17 protein-coding genes and 1 tRNA gene are annotated in these 15788 nt (G+C 72.0%); 12 read left to right on the top strand and 6 right to left on the bottom strand.

Annotation, left to right across the window (positions count from 1 at the left end; translation table 11 throughout):
• Positions 1–22 precede the first annotated feature (22 nt).
• Genes JWR33_RS04300 through JWR33_RS04285 form a run of 4 tightly spaced genes read right to left on the bottom strand, consistent with a single transcriptional unit; the run spans position 23 to position 3741 of the window.
• On the bottom strand, positions 23–436 hold the full coding sequence (locus JWR33_RS04300) for a molybdenum cofactor biosynthesis protein MoaE (RefSeq protein WP_297409752.1): 414 nt from the start codon (positions 434–436) through the stop codon (positions 23–25).
• Positions 433–1425, bottom strand: coding sequence for a bifunctional molybdenum cofactor biosynthesis protein MoaC/MoaB (gene moaCB, locus JWR33_RS04295; RefSeq protein WP_297409751.1), 993 nt, complete (start codon positions 1423–1425; stop codon positions 433–435). Before moaCB ends, JWR33_RS04300 begins: the two co-directional genes overlap by 4 nt.
• A complete protein-coding gene (gene glp, locus JWR33_RS04290; RefSeq protein ID WP_297409750.1) occupies positions 1422–2621 on the bottom strand; it encodes a gephyrin-like molybdotransferase Glp in 1200 nt (399 codons plus the stop codon). Before glp ends, moaCB begins: the two co-directional genes overlap by 4 nt.
• A 1-nt stretch (position 2622) precedes the next feature.
• Positions 2623–3741: a ThiF family adenylyltransferase gene (locus JWR33_RS04285; RefSeq protein ID WP_297409749.1), complete on the bottom strand. Its 1119-nt coding sequence runs from the start codon at positions 3739–3741 to the stop codon at positions 2623–2625.
• Positions 3742–3828: 87 nt separating this feature from the next.
• Between JWR33_RS04285 and JWR33_RS04280 the strand changes: the two genes are divergently transcribed.
• Genes JWR33_RS04280 through JWR33_RS04265 form a run of 4 tightly spaced genes read left to right on the top strand, consistent with a single transcriptional unit; the run spans position 3829 to position 6557 of the window.
• Positions 3829–4248: a TOBE domain-containing protein gene (locus JWR33_RS04280; protein WP_297409855.1), complete on the top strand. Its 420-nt coding sequence runs from the start codon at positions 3829–3831 to the stop codon at positions 4246–4248.
• The gene (gene modA / locus JWR33_RS04275) at positions 4245–5045 is read left to right on the top strand and encodes a molybdate ABC transporter substrate-binding protein (protein ID WP_297409748.1); all 801 of its coding nucleotides are present in this window, start codon (positions 4245–4247) and stop codon (positions 5043–5045) included. The genes JWR33_RS04280 and modA overlap by 4 nt, the downstream gene beginning before the upstream one ends.
• 19 nt (positions 5046–5064) lie before the next feature.
• Positions 5065–5841 (top strand): molybdate ABC transporter permease subunit, encoded by a 777-nt coding sequence (gene modB / locus JWR33_RS04270; RefSeq protein ID WP_297409747.1) that lies wholly within the window; start codon positions 5065–5067, stop codon positions 5839–5841.
• Positions 5838–6557 (top strand): ATP-binding cassette domain-containing protein, encoded by a 720-nt coding sequence (locus tag JWR33_RS04265; protein ID WP_297409746.1) that lies wholly within the window; start codon positions 5838–5840, stop codon positions 6555–6557. The genes modB and JWR33_RS04265 overlap by 4 nt, the downstream gene beginning before the upstream one ends.
• 13 nt (positions 6558–6570) lie before the next feature.
• Here JWR33_RS04265 and JWR33_RS04260 read toward each other — a convergent pair whose 3' ends face one another.
• Entirely contained in the window at positions 6571–7206 is a 636-nt protein-coding gene (locus JWR33_RS04260) for an MBL fold metallo-hydrolase (protein ID WP_297409745.1), read from the bottom strand.
• A gap of 73 nt (positions 7207–7279) precedes the next feature.
• Between JWR33_RS04260 and JWR33_RS04255 the strand changes: the two genes are divergently transcribed.
• The 7 genes from JWR33_RS04255 (at position 7280) to JWR33_RS04225 (ending at position 13654) form a co-directional block, all read left to right on the top strand.
• A complete protein-coding gene (locus JWR33_RS04255) occupies positions 7280–8290 on the top strand; it encodes a diacylglycerol kinase family protein (protein WP_297409744.1) in 1011 nt (336 codons plus the stop codon).
• Positions 8276–8348, top strand: a tRNA-Glu gene (locus JWR33_RS04250). Before JWR33_RS04255 ends, JWR33_RS04250 begins: the two co-directional genes overlap by 15 nt.
• A 158-nt stretch (positions 8349–8506) precedes the next feature.
• The gene (locus JWR33_RS04245) at positions 8507–9313 is read left to right on the top strand and encodes a hypothetical protein (protein WP_297409742.1); all 807 of its coding nucleotides are present in this window, start codon (positions 8507–8509) and stop codon (positions 9311–9313) included.
• A 199-nt stretch (positions 9314–9512) separates the two neighbouring features.
• A complete protein-coding gene (locus tag JWR33_RS04240; protein WP_297409741.1) occupies positions 9513–10346 on the top strand; it encodes a hypothetical protein in 834 nt (277 codons plus the stop codon).
• Positions 10347–10369: 23 nt separating this feature from the next.
• Positions 10370–11050 (top strand): response regulator transcription factor, encoded by a 681-nt coding sequence (locus JWR33_RS04235; RefSeq protein ID WP_297409739.1) that lies wholly within the window; start codon positions 10370–10372, stop codon positions 11048–11050.
• Entirely contained in the window at positions 11047–12453 is a 1407-nt protein-coding gene (locus JWR33_RS04230) for a HAMP domain-containing sensor histidine kinase (protein ID WP_297409737.1), read from the top strand. Before JWR33_RS04235 ends, JWR33_RS04230 begins: the two co-directional genes overlap by 4 nt.
• Positions 12454–12622: 169 nt before the next feature.
• Positions 12623–13654 carry a TerC family protein gene (locus JWR33_RS04225; protein ID WP_297409853.1) on the top strand — a complete coding sequence of 344 codons (1032 nt, stop codon included), beginning with the start codon at positions 12623–12625 and terminating at the stop codon, positions 13652–13654.
• A 96-nt stretch (positions 13655–13750) separates the two neighbouring features.
• Here JWR33_RS04225 and JWR33_RS04220 read toward each other — a convergent pair whose 3' ends face one another.
• Positions 13751–14554 (bottom strand): sulfite exporter TauE/SafE family protein, encoded by an 804-nt coding sequence (locus JWR33_RS04220; RefSeq protein ID WP_297409735.1) that lies wholly within the window; start codon positions 14552–14554, stop codon positions 13751–13753.
• Between the two features lie 249 nt (positions 14555–14803).
• Here JWR33_RS04220 and JWR33_RS04215 point away from each other — a divergent pair.
• The coding region (locus JWR33_RS04215; protein ID WP_297409733.1) for a 3-isopropylmalate dehydratase large subunit at positions 14804–15788 on the top strand (985 nt) is incomplete at its 3' end.

Below are 15788 nucleotides of genomic sequence, written 5' to 3'. Positions count from 1 at the left end.
AGCGCCCGGCATCCGACCCGGGTCAGAGGCCGACCCAGTCGGAGACGCCGTCCGCGTAGTGCTGCCGCTTCCAGATCGGCACACTCGTCTTGATGTCGTCGACGAGGCGTGCGCACGCCTCGAACGCCTCCGCCCGGTGCGGGGAGGCGACGACGGCGACGAGGGCGACGTCGCCGATCGCGAGCGGACCGACCCGGTGCACGGCGGCCACCGTCAGCCCGGTCGCCGAGGCGATCCGCGAGCAGCTCTCCTGGAGGAAGCGCTCGGCCTCGGGATGGGCGGAGTAGTCGAGCGCGGTGACGGCCCGGCCGTCGTCGCCATCGCGGACGACGCCGCGGAAGGTCACCAGGGCGCCGTCGGCGACGGTGAGCACCGCCCGTTCGACCTCCGCGGTCGCGATGGGCTGCTCGGTCACGGCGGCCAGGGCGACGCTCATCCGCGGTGGTCCTTGCCGGCGAGCTGGTCGAGCAGGTGCGGCAGCAGCTCGGCGAGGACGGCGAGACCGTCCCGAACCGCGTCCGGGGAGCCGGCGAGGTTCACGACCACGGTGCCGTTCGCGATGCCCGCGACCGCCCGGCTGAGGGCGGCCGTGGGGGTGCTGCGCAGCCCGCGGGCCCGGATCGCCTCGGCCACCCCCGGCAGTTCCCGGTCGAGCAGCGGTCGGGTGGCCTCCGGCGCGCGGTCGGTCGGCGACGTGCCCGTCCCGCCGGTCGTGATCACGACTGCCGGACGGCTGGCCAGGGCGGCGCTCAGCGCGGCGCCCGCGTCGGCGTCCGCCACGAGCACGACCGGGTCGACCGCGAGCCCGAGCTCGGTGAGACCCGACTCGAGCAGCGGACCGGTCGAGTCCACCCGGGTTCCGGCGGCCCCGCGGGTGGAGAACACCAGCACGGCGGCGGTTCCCGGACGGACGGCGGCCGGCTCGCTCGGTGCCGATGCCTGTACCGCGTCCGCGTCCGATCGGCGCCAGTCGCCCCGCTTGCCGCCCGACTTCGCCACCAGGCGGATTCCCGTCATGGTGGCCTCCGGGTCGACGGCCTTCACCATGTCGTGCAGCGTCAGGCCCGCCACCGCGACCGCGGTGAGCGCCTCCATCTCCACGCCGGTGCGCCCGGTCGTGGACGCGGTCGCCCGCACGCCGATCGATCGCTCGCCGAGGTCGAAGTCGACGCTGACCGAGTCGAGCGGCAGGGGGTGGCAGAGGGGGATGAGGTCGGCGGTCCGCTTGGCGCCCGCGATCGCAGCGATCCTCGCGGTCGGCAGCACGTCGGCCTTCGGCAGTCCATCCGCACGGACCAGCTGCAGCACGGCCGCGGTCGTCTCGAGGCGCCCCTCCGCCGTGGCGGTCCGCCGCGTCTCGGGCTTCCCGCCGACATCCACCATGCGCGCGCGGCCGTCCGAGTCGAGGTGGCTGAGCTCGCTCACAGCGCGATCACCGGCACGGTCTCGCCCGCGGCGAACTCGGTGCGGTCCCGTTCGGCCACGACGAGGACGTCGGACGAGGCCAGGGCGGCGACCAGATGGGAGCCGGGACCGGCGATGAGGTGCACGGCGCCATTCTCGTCCATGCGCCCCCGGCGGTACTGCCGCTTGCCGGCAGGCGAGCAGAATCCGTCAGCGAGCACCGCGGAGCCGGGGCCGGCATCGGGAAGCCCTGCCGCCCCGCGCAGCAGGGGGCGCAGGAACACCGCGAAGGACACCTGGGTGCTCACCGGATTGCCCGGGAAGCAGAGCACCGGGACGCCGTCGAGCTGCGCCGTGGCCTGCGGTCCGCCGGGCTGCATCGCGACCTCGCCCACCCAGGCGCCGGCCGGCTCCAGCACCTGCCGCACCACCTCGTAGTCGCCCTGGGAGATGCCGCCCGAGGTGAGCACCAGCTCCGCCGACCGGCAGGCCCGGCCGAGGAGGGAGCGGAACTCCTCCGGGTCGTCGGCGGTCCTGCCGGTGAGGACGACCTCGGCGCCGGCCTCCTCGCAGGCGGCGCGCAGGGCGATCGAGTTCGCGTCGAAGATCTGGCCGGGTTCCGGGCGCGCTCCCGCGTCGATCAGCTCCGATCCGGTCGTCAGCACCGCGACGCGCACGCGGGAGCGGACGGTCACGGCGCCGAGCCCGGCTGCGGCGAGGGCGGCCAAGTGCCGCGGGGCGAGCAGCGTTCCGGCGGCGAGCAGGCGTCCGCCCGCCGGCACGTCGCTGCCGGCTTCGCGCACGTGCTCGCCGGGGGCCGGCGAATGCAGCAGGGTGACCCGGCCGCCGGAGGAGGTGGTGTCCTCGACCCGCACGATGGCATCCGCGCCGTGGGGGACTAGCGCCCCCGTCATGATGCGCACCGCGGTGCCGGGCTGCAGCGGGGCGGGCACGCCGGGGCCGGCCGGGATCACCTCGCCGAGCGGGAGCGTGACCGGGCTCTGCGCGCCGGCCGAGCGCGCGTCCGATGCGCGCACGGCGAAGCCGTCCATCTGCGAGTTGCGGAACAGGGGCAGGTCGACCGGTGAGAGGACCTCCTCCGCGGTGCACCGCCCGAGCGCCTCGGCGAGCGGGACTGCCTCGGCAGGCCGGGACAGCAGGGGCTCGAGCAGCGCACGGACGGCCGCCGCGTGCTCCTCGACGCTGCGCCGAGCCATCTCAGTACCGGGCGAGGGAGGGATCGACCGTGCGGCTGTATGCATCGATGCCGCCGGCGAGGTGACGCGCCGGCAGTCCCGCGCCGCGCAGCATCTGCAGTGCGCGCTCCGAGCGCGCGCCGTGGTGGCAGTAGGCGACGATCGGCACCTCCGGGTCGAGCTCGTCCAGGCGGCCGCCGAGGCCGCCGAGGGGCAGCAGCACCGAGCCGGGCAGCGAGACGATCTCGGCCTCCCACGGCTCCCGCACGTCGACGAGCTGCAGCGGGCGCCCTGAGGCGAGCAGGTCTGCGAGCTCCTGCGCGTCCAGCTCGTCCTGCTGGGCTGCGCCGTCGGTGGGGTTCTGCATGGGCTCCTCCTGGGATGGCTCGGTGGTGGAAGCACGCATGGCGCGCTCGGGATCGGCCTGGAAGGCGACCTCCCGCATGCGGCCGGTGAGTGCGTCGTAGCTGGTGATGCGGCCGACGAGCGGCTCGCCGATGCCGGTGAGCAGCTTCAGCACCTCGGTGGCCATCAGCGAGCCGATGACGCCGCAGACCGAGGGCAGCACGCCGCCGTCGGCGCAGGTCAGCACGCTCGACGGGTCCGGCGGCACGGGGAAGAGGTCACGGTAGTCGGGGCCGCCGTCGCCGAGCACGGCGCCCACGTGTCCGCCGAACTGGGACACCGCACCCCAGACGAGCGGCAGGCCCAGCGCCCGGGCCACATCGTTGGCGAGATAGCGCGTCTCGAAGTTGTCGCTGCCGTCCACGATCAGGTCGTAGGCGCGCGCGAGGTCCGCCGCGTTGTGCGGCTCGAAGCGCACGGGGTGCAGCGTGACGGCGCCCGCCGCGATCGGCAGCAGCCGGTCGGCGGCCGAGTCCACCTTGAGTCGCCCGACGTCGGCGGGGGAGTGCAGCGTCTGACGGTGCAGATTCGTCGTCTCGACCAGGTCGTCGTCGACGATGCCGAGCGTGCCGATGCCGGCCGCGGCGAGCATCGGCAGCACGGCGCTGCCCAGCCCGCCCGCACCGATCACGAGCACCCGGGCCTGCTCGAGGCGCTGCTGCGCGGGCGCTCCGAACCCCGGAAGGGTCGCCTGCCGCAGGAAGCGCAGCGGCACGGGGCCGGGGAGGGAAGCCATCCCCGAATTCTGCCACTCCTGCATCAACCGCACCTGCGGCGATAAAGTTGCGGAATCGACGCACAAGCGGCGCAAGGAGGGGCTGTGATGGTACCGAGGATCCGGGTGAGCGAGGCCGCCGCCCTGCTCGGCGTGAGCGACGACACCCTGCGGCGCTGGGGTGAGAGCGGCCGCATCGAACTGCATGCCGAGGGGCGGCGCCTCACGGTCGACGGCGCCGAGCTGGCGACGCTCGCCCGTGAGATCGCGGAGGAGTCCCCACTGGCCGCCGCCCGGCCCAAGGCGGGCAGCTCCGCGCGCAACCGCATCCCCGGCATCGTCACCCGCGTGGAGCGGGACGGGGTGATGGCCCAGGTGGAGCTGCAGGCGGGCCCCTTCCGCATCGTCTCCCTGATGAGCCGCGAGGCCGCCGACGAGCTCGAGCTGGAGCCTGGCCGGATCGCGGCGGCGAGCGTCAAGGCGACCACCGTCGTGATCGAGACCGAACCGCCCCGCGGGACTCGGTGACTCGGGCCGCCCGGCGGCGCGCGGCGGCACCCGCATCCGCCGCGTCGGTGCTCCTCGTCCTGCTGTGCGGCTGCTCCCCGCCGGCAGGATCGGCGCCGGCCGGATCGGCACCCGCCAGCGCGTCGACCGCAACGCTCAGCGTCTTCGCCGCCGCGTCGCTCACCGACTCGTTCGACGCCCTCGGCCGGCAGTTCGAGGAGGCGCACCCCGGCGTGACCGTCGTGCTGAACGCGGCCGGGAGCGCGGAGCTCGCCCAGCAGATCCTGTCCGGCGCTCCCGCGGACATCCTCGCCACGGCCAGCGACGCCACCATGGCGACGGTCGCCGATGCCGGGCTGCTCGCCGCTCCCGCGCAGGTGTTCGCCCGCAACAGCCTCGAGATCGCCGTTCCTCCCGGCAACCCGGGACAGGTGGCAGGCCTGGCCGACTTCTCGAAGGCCGGCCTGCTCCTCGCCCTCTGCGCGCCCGAGGTGCCCTGCGGAGCGAGCGCGGCCGCTGCCCTCACCAGGGCGGGGGTGAGCCCCGATCCGGACACGCTGGAGCAGGGTGTCACATCGGTGCTCACCAAGGTGCGGCTCGGGGAGGTGGACGCGGGCATCGTCTATCGCACCGATGTGCTCGCCGCGGGAGGCGCCGTCGTCGGCGTCCCGATCCCCGACGCTCAGAACGCGACGACCGACTATCCGATCGCGGTCCTCGCGGGCGCCCAGCACCCGGCGCTCGCCGAGCAGTTCGTCGCCCTCGTACGAGGATCCGGCCAGGACGCCCTGCGGGAGGCGGGCTTTGCCGCGCCGTAGTGCCGCGTTCGCGGGGCGGATGCCGCGGGGGCTGTGGATTCCGGCCGCGCTCGCGCTCGCCTTCCTGGTGCTCCCCCTCGTCGCGCTGATCGCCCGCGCACCGTGGCCCTCCGTGCCCGAACTCGTCGCGGGCTCCCTGCCGGCGCTCGGCCTGTCGGTGACGACGGGGCTCACCACCACGGCGCTCTGCCTGCTGTTCGGCATCCCGCTCGCGGTCGTGCTGGCCGGCTCCGACGGCTGGCCCGCACCCCTGCGTCGAGTCGTCCGCGCCGTCGTTACCGTGCCGCTCGTCCTGCCGCCGGTGGTCGGCGGCATCGCCCTGCTGCTGCTCCTCGGCAGGCAGGGCCTGCTCGGCCGGCCGCTGGAGCAGCTGTTCGGTGTGACCGTGCCGTTCAGCACCCCGGCCGTGGTGCTGGCGCAGACCTTCGTGTCGATGCCGTTCCTCGTGCTCGCGGTGGAGGGGGCGGTGCGGGCGACCGGACGGCGATTCGACGTGGTGGCGGCCGCCCTCGGCGCCTCCCGCTGGTACGCGTTCCGGCGAGTGACGCTGCCGCTCGTCGCTCCCGGGATCGCCTCCGGCGCCGTGCTCTGCTTCACCCGGGCCCTCGGCGAGTTCGGTGCGACGATCACCTTCGCGGGCAGCCTCCCCGGTGTGACGCGGACCCTGCCGATCGCCGCCTATCTCGGCCTGCAGTCCGATCCGGACTCGGCGATCGTCCTCGCGCTCCTGCTGCTCGCCGTGTCGCTGATCGTGATCGTGAGCCTTCGGGATCGCTGGCTGCGGGGGAGCGCGTGACCCGGCTGCAGGCGCACGTCGTGGTCGCCCGGCCGAGCTTCCGGGTGGATCTGGAGCTCGACGTGGCCGAAGGACAGGTCCTCGCCGTGCTCGGCCCCAATGGAGCGGGCAAGAGCACGGCCCTCGCCGCGCTCGCCGGAGGAGAGCCTCTCGAGCAGGGCTTCGTGCGGCTCGGAAGCGCCACGCTCTCCGACGTGCAGCGGCGCATCGACGTCGACATCAGCCGGCGATCGATCGGCTGGGTCTTCCAGGACTCCCTGCTGTTCCCGCACCTGACCGTGCTCGAGAACGTGGCGTTCGGGCTGCGCGCCCGGGGGATGCCGCGCCGCGCCGCGCTCGCCGCGGCAGAGGAGTGGCTGCGGCTGCTGCGGATCGAGCGGATCGGCGGCTCGAGACCGCGCGAGATCTCGGGCGGCGAGGCGCAGCGGGCGGCGCTCGCGCGCGCCCTGGCCCCCTCGCCGCAGCTGCTGCTCCTCGACGAGCCGCTCGCGGCGCTGGACGCGGAGGTGCGCGACGAGGTGCGGGCCGACCTCGCCGTGCGGCTGTCGGCTCACCGCGGCTGCACCGTGCTGGTCACCCACGATCCGGCGGACGCGGTGGCGCTGGCCGACGACATCGTGATCCTGGAGCGGGGCCGGGTCGTCCAGCGGGGCACGCCGGAAGCCCTGCGCGCATCGCCCGCGAGCTCCTACGTGGCGGCCATGTTCCCCGGCTGAGCGGCGCCCCGGCCTAGATGTCGATCGATTGACCGGGCTCGAGAGGCAGGTACTCGCCGCCGGCTGCGGCCATCGCCTCGGCGAGGCGCGCGTTGTGCAGGCCACGTCCGGCGGCCGAGAGCAGCATGTCGTGGGTGGGGAAGGCCCGCTTCGGCGCCACCTCGGCGAGGTAGTCCATCGCCTCGCCGAGCTTCATCCAGGGCGCCGACGCCGGCACCGCGAGGGTGTCGACCGGAACCCCGGGGACGGTGAACGCATCGCCCGGGTAGAAGAGGCGGTCGTTGACGAGCACGCCCACGTTGCCCGGCACCGGGACGGTGTGATGGATCTCGGCGTGGGCGCTGCCGAAGAACTGCAGGGTGAATGGGTCGGCCTCGATCGTGTCGCCCTCGGCGACGACGATGACGTCGAAGCCCTCCGCTGCGGCGGCCACCCCAGCTGGACCGTAGATCGGCACGCGCGGCACCTTCGAGAGGATCCGGTTGAGCTGGTCGGGGCTCCAGTGATCGGCGTGCTCGTGGGTGATCACGATGGCCACCGCCTGGCCCGGCTCGGTGACCGGGGTGGTGAGGGAGCCCGGATCGATGAGAAGCGTCTTGCCGGAGGCTTCGATGAGGAGAGCCGCGTGTTCGAGCTTGGTGACCTTCATGGCAGAAGCCAACACCCGCCGCCGAACCGCACCAAATCGGGCGCCGGGTCTTGCGCGCGGCCAGGATGGCACGGTGCAGAGTCGCCGCCTCCTCGTCGCCGTCAATCCGGCCGCCTCATTCGGTCGGTCGGCGGGCGCGGGGGAGAGAGCGATCGAGCGGATTCGGGCGGCCGGGCACCTGGTCACGCCCTGTGCGGCGGAGTCCCTCCCGGCTCTTCGGCTCGAGCTCGCCGCGGCACTCGACCGAGACGGGCCGGACGCGCTCGTCGTCGTGGGCGGCGACGGCATGGTGTCGCTCGGCGCCTCGCTGGTCGCCGGGACGTCACTGCCTCTCGGCGTCATCCCCACCGGTACGGGAAACGATGTGGCGCGCGGCCTCAGGCTGCCGCTCGGCGATCCGGCCGCCGCAGTGCGGGTGCTGCTCGCGGCGCTCGCCGCCCCCGTCCAGAGGATCGACGCGATCCGCGTCCGTCATTCGGATCCGGAGGAGACGACCTGGGTGGTCGGTGCGGTGTCGGCAGGCTTCGATGCCCTCGTCAACGAGCGGGCGAACGCGATGCGGTTTCCGCGCGGGGCGAGCAGGTACACCCTCGCGATGCTGCGTGAGCTGGCCTCGCTGCGACCGATCTCGTACCGGCTCGTCGTCGACGGGAAGCCCCGCCAGGTGGATGCGGTGCTCCTCGCCGCCGCGAACAACGCCTCGATCGGTGGCGGCATGCGGATCGCGCCGGCGGCCGACCTAGCGGACGGCTCGCTCGACCTGCTCACGGTCGCCCCGCTGGGGCGGCTGCGCTTCGTCACGCTCTTCCCGCGCGTGTTCCGCGGGCGGCATGTGGGGCTCCGGCCGGTGCGGCTGGAGCCCATCAGGACGCTCGCCCTCGCCGCGGATCGGCCGCTGATCGCCTACGGCGACGGGGAGCGACTCGGGCCGCTGCCGCTCACCCTGGAGGTGGTTCCGGCCGCCCTCGGGGTGCTCGCGCCGCAGCTGCGGGCAGGCTCTGCTCCGATTGGTGTCCGGCCCCGGCGTCGCCTATACTCGACCAGGCGCTCGGCGAGTCCAGCGCCGGCCGGCCCCATCGTTTAGCGGCCTAGGACGTCGCCCTCTCACGGCGGTAACGCGGGTTCGAATCCCGCTGGGGTCACACACGAACACAGCGGATCGCCTCTGGGCGATCCGCTGTCCTCGTCTCCGGGCGATCCGCTGTCCTCGTCTCCGGGCGGAGTCGAGTCTGAGCGGTTGTTCACGCCCGACGGCCGCGATTCGACGACCTTCCAGCGGATCTCCGGGAGAGTGGACGGGATGCCTGCCCTCGGATCCCCCGCCACGCCGCTCGCGCGCGACGCCCTCGGGACGAAGGTGCCCCAGATCACCGTCCTGTTCTGGACCATCAAGGTGCTGACGACCGGGATGGGCGAGGCCGCCTCCGACCACCTGGTCGGAACCTTCGAGCCGGTGCTGGTCGTGCTCGTCACCGCCGTCCTCTTCGGGGCGGCACTTCTCGTGCAGCTTCGGGCTCCGCGGTACGTGCCGTGGAAGTACTGGCTCGTGGTGGCCATGGTCGGCATCTTCGGAACGATGGTGGCGGACGTCGCGCACGTTGTCGCGGGCGTGCCCTATCTGCTGTCGAGTGTCGCCTTCGCCGCCGCGCTCGCCGCCCTCCTCCTCTCCTGGCGCCGGGTCGAGGGCACCATCTCGATCCACTCGATCACGAGCCCGCGCCCGGAGCTGTTCTACTGGGCGACGGTCGTCGCCACCTTCGCTCTCGGCACCGCGGTCGGCGACCTGACCGCCCAGACGCTCTCCCTCGGCTATCTCGGGTCCGCGGTGCTCTTCGGGATCGTGATCGCGCTGCCCGCTCTCGCCTTCCGCGCCCGGCTGCTCGGGGCGGTCGCCGCGTTCTGGGCGTCCTACATCGTCACCCGCCCTCTCGGCGCGTCTCTCGCCGACTGGCTCGGCGTCGACGCGACCCGCGGCGGCCTCGCCCTCGGCACGGGGGCCGTTGCTCTCGTCGCGGCCGGCATCACCCTGGCGCTCGTCGTCCTCGCGAGCCGGGGGCCGGCCGCGCCGAGACGGCCGATCGTGGCCCCGGCACGAGCAGCCGAGTGATCCGGGGCTTCTTCGACCCGCGGAGCATCATCGAGCGCAGCGCCGCGCGCAGAAGGAGGTAGACCGATCGCAGGGCGAGGGCTGAGCTCTCTGAGAGTCGGTTCAGATCGCGCCTCCGGCGCCCGATCCTGAGCGCTCCTTCACCCGCCACACCCCTCAAGCTCAGCGCCGGGGCAGGCCCCGCCGACAGCCTGAGGACATGACCTCAACCTCTCTTCCTGCCTCCACCCGCCTGAGCGATCTGCTCCGAAGCAAGGTCCCTCAGGTCACCGTGGCCTTCTGGATCATCAAGGTCTTCTCGACCACCGTCGGGGAGACCGCGGCCGACTACCTCAACAGCGACCTCGGCTTCGGGCTCACCCTCACCAGCATCGTGGTCGGCGCGATCTTCCTCGTCGCGCTGGGCATCCAGTTCGCGACGAAGCGGTACACGCCTGTCGTGTACTGGCTGACGGTTGTCCTGATCAGCGTGGTCGGCACCCTCATCACCGACAATCTCACGGATGTCCTGGGAGTGCCGCTCTGGGCATCGACGCTCGTCTTCAGCCTGCTGCTCGCCGCGACCTTCGTTCTCTGGTTCGTCCGGGAGGGCACGCTCTCCATCCATTCGATCGTCAGCCGGCCGCGCGAGGGCTACTACTGGCTGGCGATCCTGTTCACCTTCGCGCTCGGGACCGCGTCAGGCGACTTCCTCTCCGAGGCGCTCGGCTTCGGCTACGTCGTCGCCGCGATCCTCTTCTCCGCCGTCATCGCGGTGATCGCGATCGCCTACTTCGTGTTCAAGGCGAACGCGGTGGTCTGCTTCTGGGCCGCCTACGTGATGACCCGCCCGCTCGGCGCCTCTCTCGGCGACCTGACCTCGCAGCCGGTGGCCGCCGGCGGACTCGGGTGGGGAACCACCGGGACGAGCCTCGTGTACGGGCTCGTGATCGTTGCCGTCGTGATCTACCTGTCGGTCCGGCTCGCCGCGCAGCGCCGCGAGCTGGAGGGGTCGCGGCTTCCGTCGGCGTTCGAGATCGAGGGCGCCGTCTAGGATTCGAGGCGGGAAGGACCCGCATGCGCATCCTTGTCGTGGACGACGAGCCCGAGATGGCGGCTCTGCTCGTCCGGGGCCTTCGGGGAGAGGGCCACGAGGTCATCGCGGCTCACGACGGGGTCGCGGCGCTCGGCGAAGCCGGCACCGAGCCGATCGACCTCGCCGTGCTCGACGTGATGCTGCCGGGGATGTCGGGCTTCGAGCTGTGCCGGCGCATCAAGGAGCGCGACGAGACGACCGCGGTGATCCTCCTGACCGCGCGGGATGCGGTCGACGACCGTGTGCGGGGCCTGGATGCGGGCGCGGACGACTACATGATCAAGCCGTTCGCGTTCGCCGAACTGGCCGCCCGCATTCGGGCCGTCCGGCGACGGGACGCGCTGACGGTGCCGGCCCGGATCGAGGTGGGCACGCTCACGATCGATCTGCGCCGGCACCGGGCGCGCGCCGGAGCGAAGGACCTGTCGCTCAGTCGCACCGAGTTCGACGTGCTGCGGGTTCTCGCCGAGCACGCCGGCGACACGGTCAGCCGAGCCGAGCTGCTCACCGAGGTGTGGGAGACGAGCGAGAACATCGATTCCAACATCGTGGACCAGTACGTGAGCTATCTGCGCCGCAAGCTCGACCTGGCCGGAGCGGGTGCGAGGATCGTCACCGCGCGAGGAGTCGGCTTCAGTCTGACCCTCCTCGATCCCCGATGAGCCCCGGTGCTCCGCCGCGAGCACGCGGTCTGCTCGGCCGCGCCGGCATCCGCACGCGGATCGCGGGCGGCAGCCTGATCATCGCGATCATGCTGTCGGTCGTGGCGGGGATCGTGATCAACGGCCAGATCAAGCGGATCGTGCGCGACGGCACCGTCGCTGTTCTGGCGAGCGACAGCGAGCCGTATGTGGTCGCCGTGCGGAACGAGCCGGCCGAGAGCTTCGATGCTCCCGGGCCGGCACAGCTGGTCGCGGTGCTCGACCCGTCCCGGGTGGTCCGGCTGGACACCCTGCCCGCCGGGCTGGCCGTCGCCGTCGCCCGGGGCGACGTCCGGAGCGGAACGAGCGTGCTGAGCGCAGCCGGCGTCGAGCACGTGGTGCGCGTGACGCCGGTCGAAGGACTCCATGGCACCTGGACCGTCATCGCGGCGCGGGCCGCTGCAGCTGAGGACCCCGTCGCCGATCAGCTGCGCAACCTGCTCTTCGGGCTGCTCGGAGTGATCGACCTGGCCGTGGGACTCACCGCCTGGCTCCTCGCCTCCGCCTCGCTGGCCCCCGTCGCGCGGCTGCGGGCGAGCGCACAGACGCTCAGCACCGCCTCGGGCTCGGAGCTGCTTCCCGTCGGAGCGGCGAACGATGAGATCGCCCATCTGGCTCGCACCCTGAACGACCTGATCGAGCGGCTCCGCTCATCGGCGGACCGCGAGCGTTCCCTGGTGGCCGACGCCAGTCATGAGCTGAGGACCCCGCTCGCCATCCTGCGGACTCAGCTCGAACTCGCGCGGACCCAGTCGACCTCGGCTGAGGAGCTGCTGCGCGACATCCGGGGCGCGGAGCGCAGCGCCACCCGGCTCGCCCTTCTGGTGGATTCCCTGCTCGAGCTGTCGACACTCGAATCGGCGGACACGGCCAGGGGCGCTGCCTCTCTCGAAGAACTGGAGCGCGAGGCCGAGGAGGCCGCGGAACGGGCGCGCTTCCGCGCGTCCGGGACCGCCGTGGAGGTGGACTACCGGGCGCAGCTCATCCGGCCGGCCGCTTCGGTGGCCATCGGCGGCGCGGACTTCGGGCGGCTGATCGACAACCTGGTGAGCAATTCACTCGCGGCTCTCGGTCAGGAGGGGCGGCTCGAGATCGTTCTCGCCGATGGCCCGGGCGAGCTGACGCTGACCGTCCGGGACACCGGAGGCGGACTCGATCCGGCCTTCGAGCCCCTGGCCTTCGATCGGTTCAGTCGAGCGGACAGCGCCCGCGTGCACCGCGCGGGAGCCGGCCTCGGGCTGGCGATCGTCGCCGCGATCGCCGCCCGGGCAGGGGGTCGGGTGCGCCTCGACAACGCGCCGGGAACCGGCCTCACGGTGACTGTCTCGCTTCCGTCTCGGCACGGCGGACCGGGACCTCGGTGATCCGGCGTCGGATAGACTCTGTGGGGCGAAGGGGAGTATCCCGATTCGCCGCGTCCGTCAGGACGGGCTCCGATGGTGCAGCCCCGGGCGCGGTGGCGTCGTCAGACGCAGGGAGAGACTTTCGGTCATTCGTCGTGCAACGAACAACCGAAGGAAGCCTGTGTCCTCTCTGAATCTGCCGGTCTGGTTCGAGATCGGCTCCTACGCCGTCCTCGGCATCATCCTCCTCGCCGATCTGGTGCTGGCCTATAAGCGGCCGCACCTGCCGAGCACGCGGGAGTCGAGCCTCTGGGTCGCGTTCTACGTGGTCCTCGCGCTGGTGTTCGCCGCGCTGATGCTCCTGCTCGGCGACGCGGAGCACGCCGGACAGTTCATCGCCGGGTGGCTCACCGAGTACAGCCTGTCGATCGACAACCTGTTCGTCTTCGTCATCATCATGGCCAGCTTCAAGGTGCCCAAGAAGTACCAGCAGGAGATCCTGATGGTCGGCATCATCCTCGCGCTGATCTTCCGCGGCGTCTTCATCGTGCTCGGCGCCGCGATCATCGAGAACTTCAGCGCGATCTTCTACCTGTTCGGCCTGTTCCTCGTCTACACCGCCTATACGCAGGCGTTCGGCAAGGACCACTCCGATGAGCAGGAGAGCCGGCTCATCACATTCCTGCGCCGGCACGTGAAGATCACGAACGAGTTCGACGGCAACAAGATGCGGACCGTCGTCGACGGACACCGCACGTTCACGCCGCTCCTGCTCGTGTTCATCGCGATCGGAACGACCGACATCCTGTTCGCGCTCGACTCGATCCCGGCGATCTTCGGGATCACGACGAGCCCGTTCATCGTGTTCACCGCCAACATCTTCGCTCTGATGGGTCTCCGCCAGCTCTACTTCCTGCTCGGCGACCTCATCGACCGGCTGGTCTACCTCAAGTACGGGATCGCGTTCATCCTCGGCTTCATCGGCGTGAAGCTGTTCCTGCATGCCCTGCACGAGAACGAGCTGCCCTTCATCAACGGCGGGGAGCACGTGGACTGGGCGCCGGAGATCGGCACCCTCGCCTCACTCCTCGTCATCATCGGGTCCATGTCGGTCGCGACTCTTGCGAGCGTCATCAAGATCAGACGGGATCCGAACCTCCCGGACCCGGCCGTGGTCGCTGCCGGAGACCAGCCAACGGACGACTCCCGCTCCGGCTCGTAGGTCGGGCGCGGGGAGACCCTCGGGGCCCTCGACAGCAGGTGTCCGTCGACCAGGCCCTGATCCTGGTGCCCGAGGCGGATCCCTGCGAAAGCCCAGTCACCCGCGGCGTGCACGCAGGGTGCGGACGGTCAGCTGGATCGCGGCCGCCAGGAGAAGCGCCGCGAACAGCAGACCCGACACCTGCGGCGGCAGCAGGAACGCCAGCGCGACCCCGGGGAACGAGAAGACTGTCGCAGCCAGGCCCACGACGAGTCCCGCGCGCACGCTGACGAGGCCGCCTCGCAGGTTCGTCGCGGTGCCCATCAGCGCGGTCGGGATCATCACGAGCAGCGACGTGCCTTTGGCCACGAGCTCGCCGAGCCCGAACGCCGCGATGAGGAAGGGCACAGCGATGACGCCGCCGCCGATGCCGAAGAGGCCCGACGCCACGCCCATGAACAGGCCGAGCGCGACCAGGCCGAGGGCCACCCAGCCGTTCAGCTCCACACCGCCGGTGCCCCGCTCCGGCGCCACCAGCGCCATGCGCAGGGCGATCAGCACGAGCAGGGCGATGAACATCCAGCGCAGCGCCCCGAGCGGGATGCGGCGCAGCAGCCGGGCCCCGAGGTAGGAGCCGGCGACACCGCCGACGGCGACCAGCAGGCCGACGACCACGTCCATGTGGCCCGACGCCAGGTAGGTGAGGGACGCGGTGATCGAGGTCGGCACGATCGCGACCAGCGAGGTGGCCGCCGCCCGGCGCTGATCCATGCCGGCGAGGGAGACGAGCAGCGGCACCATGACGATCCCGCCGCCCACGCCGAATGCGCCGGACAGGGTGCCGCCGATCGCGCCGATGAGGGCCAGGACCAGCCACTGGCGGGCCCCTCGGCGTTCGGCGGGGGCAGCGGCGTCGGTCACCGGAGCACCCTACCGATCGGCGGGGCCGCCGAGGACCGGTCTACCGTGGTGTCGGTGATCGCGCAGCCGGACGGGACGCCGCCGAGCAGCCCCGCTGCGCCTGACCCCGATCCCGGAACCGGTGATATCGTGTCCGGGTGCGCATCTCCCGGCTTCTCCTTAGCCGCCGCGACGGGGCCTGACTTCCAGCCTCCCCTCGTCGCGGAGTCCGTTCTGGGCTGATTCGAGACGACCGGAAGCGACGACAACATGACGACGAGCACGACGCACGGACGGACCCTGGCCGAGAAGGTCTGGGACGACCACCTGGTGAGCAAGGGCGAGGACGGCGCTCCCGACCTGCTCTACATCGACCTGCACCTCGTGCATGAGGTGACGAGCCCCCAGGCCTTCGACGGCCTCCGGCTGGCGGGACGCCCGGTGCGCCGCCCCGATCTGACGATCGCGACGGAGGATCACAACACGCCGACGCTCGCCATCGACCGGCCCATCGCCGACCTGACGAGCCGCACCCAGATCGAGACGCTCCGCCGCAACGCCCAGGAGTTCGGCGTGCGTCTGCACTCGCTCGGCGACATCGAGCAGGGCATCGTGCATGTCGTGGGGCCTCAGCTGGGCCTGACCATGCCGGGCATCACCGTGGTCTGCGGCGACTCGCACACCTCCACCCACGGCGCGTTCGGCGCCATGGCCTTCGGCATCGGCACGAGTGAGGTCGAGCACGTGCTCGCCACCCAGACCCTGCCGCTCAAGCCGTTCAAGACGATGGCGATCACCGTCGAGGGCGCGCTGCGCCCGGGTGTCACGGCGAAGGACATCATCCTCGCCGTCATTGCCAAGATCGGCACTGGCGGGGGCCAGGGCTACGTCCTGGAATACCGCGGTTCCGCTATCCGCGCGCTGTCCATGGAAGCGCGGATGACCATCTGCAACATGTCCATCGAGGCCGGCGCCCGTGCCGGCCTGGTGGCCCCCGACCAGACCACGTACGACTACATGTTCGGCCGCCCGCACGCTCCCCAGGGAGCGGACTGGGATGCCGCCGTCGAGTACTGGGACACGCTGCGTACCGACGACGACGCCACCTTCGACGTCGAAGTGGACCTCGATGCCGACACGCTGGAGCCGTTCGTCACCTGGGGCACCAACCCCGGCCAGGGCGTTTCGCTCTCTGCCTCGGTGCCGTCACCGGAAGACTTCGGCGACGAAAACGCCAAGGCTGCCGCCGAGCGTG

The organism is Naasia sp., from assembly GCF_025465545.1.
GTDB lineage: Bacteria > Actinomycetota > Actinomycetes > Actinomycetales > Microbacteriaceae > Naasia.
The sequence above is the reverse complement of the archived record's forward strand: the minus strand, read 5'-3'. Positions and strand labels throughout refer to the sequence as shown.

Bases quoted from the DNA above. Each gene is read 5' to 3' on its own strand.
- JWR33_RS04300 (WP_297409752.1), bottom strand. From the start codon at position 436: ATGAGCGTCGCCCTGGCCGCCGTGACCGAGCAGCCCATCGCGACCGCG.
- glp (WP_297409750.1), bottom strand. From the start codon at position 2,621: ATGGCTCGGCGCAGCGTCGAGGAGCACGCGGCGGCCGTCCGTGCGCTG.
- JWR33_RS04285 (WP_297409749.1), bottom strand. From the start codon at position 3,741: ATGGCTTCCCTCCCCGGCCCCGTGCCGCTGCGCTTCCTGCGGCAGGCG.
- JWR33_RS04280 (WP_297409855.1), top strand. From the start codon at position 3,829: ATGGTACCGAGGATCCGGGTGAGCGAGGCCGCCGCCCTGCTCGGCGTG.
- modB (WP_297409747.1), top strand. From the start codon at position 5,065: ATGCCGCGGGGGCTGTGGATTCCGGCCGCGCTCGCGCTCGCCTTCCTG.
- JWR33_RS04260 (WP_297409745.1), bottom strand. From the start codon at position 7,206: ATGAAGGTCACCAAGCTCGAACACGCGGCTCTCCTCATCGAAGCCTCC.
- JWR33_RS04245 (WP_297409742.1), top strand. From the start codon at position 8,507: ATGCCTGCCCTCGGATCCCCCGCCACGCCGCTCGCGCGCGACGCCCTC.
- JWR33_RS04240 (WP_297409741.1), top strand. From the start codon at position 9,513: ATGACCTCAACCTCTCTTCCTGCCTCCACCCGCCTGAGCGATCTGCTC.
- JWR33_RS04235 (WP_297409739.1), top strand. From the start codon at position 10,370: ATGCGCATCCTTGTCGTGGACGACGAGCCCGAGATGGCGGCTCTGCTC.
- JWR33_RS04230 (WP_297409737.1), top strand. From the start codon at position 11,047: ATGAGCCCCGGTGCTCCGCCGCGAGCACGCGGTCTGCTCGGCCGCGCC.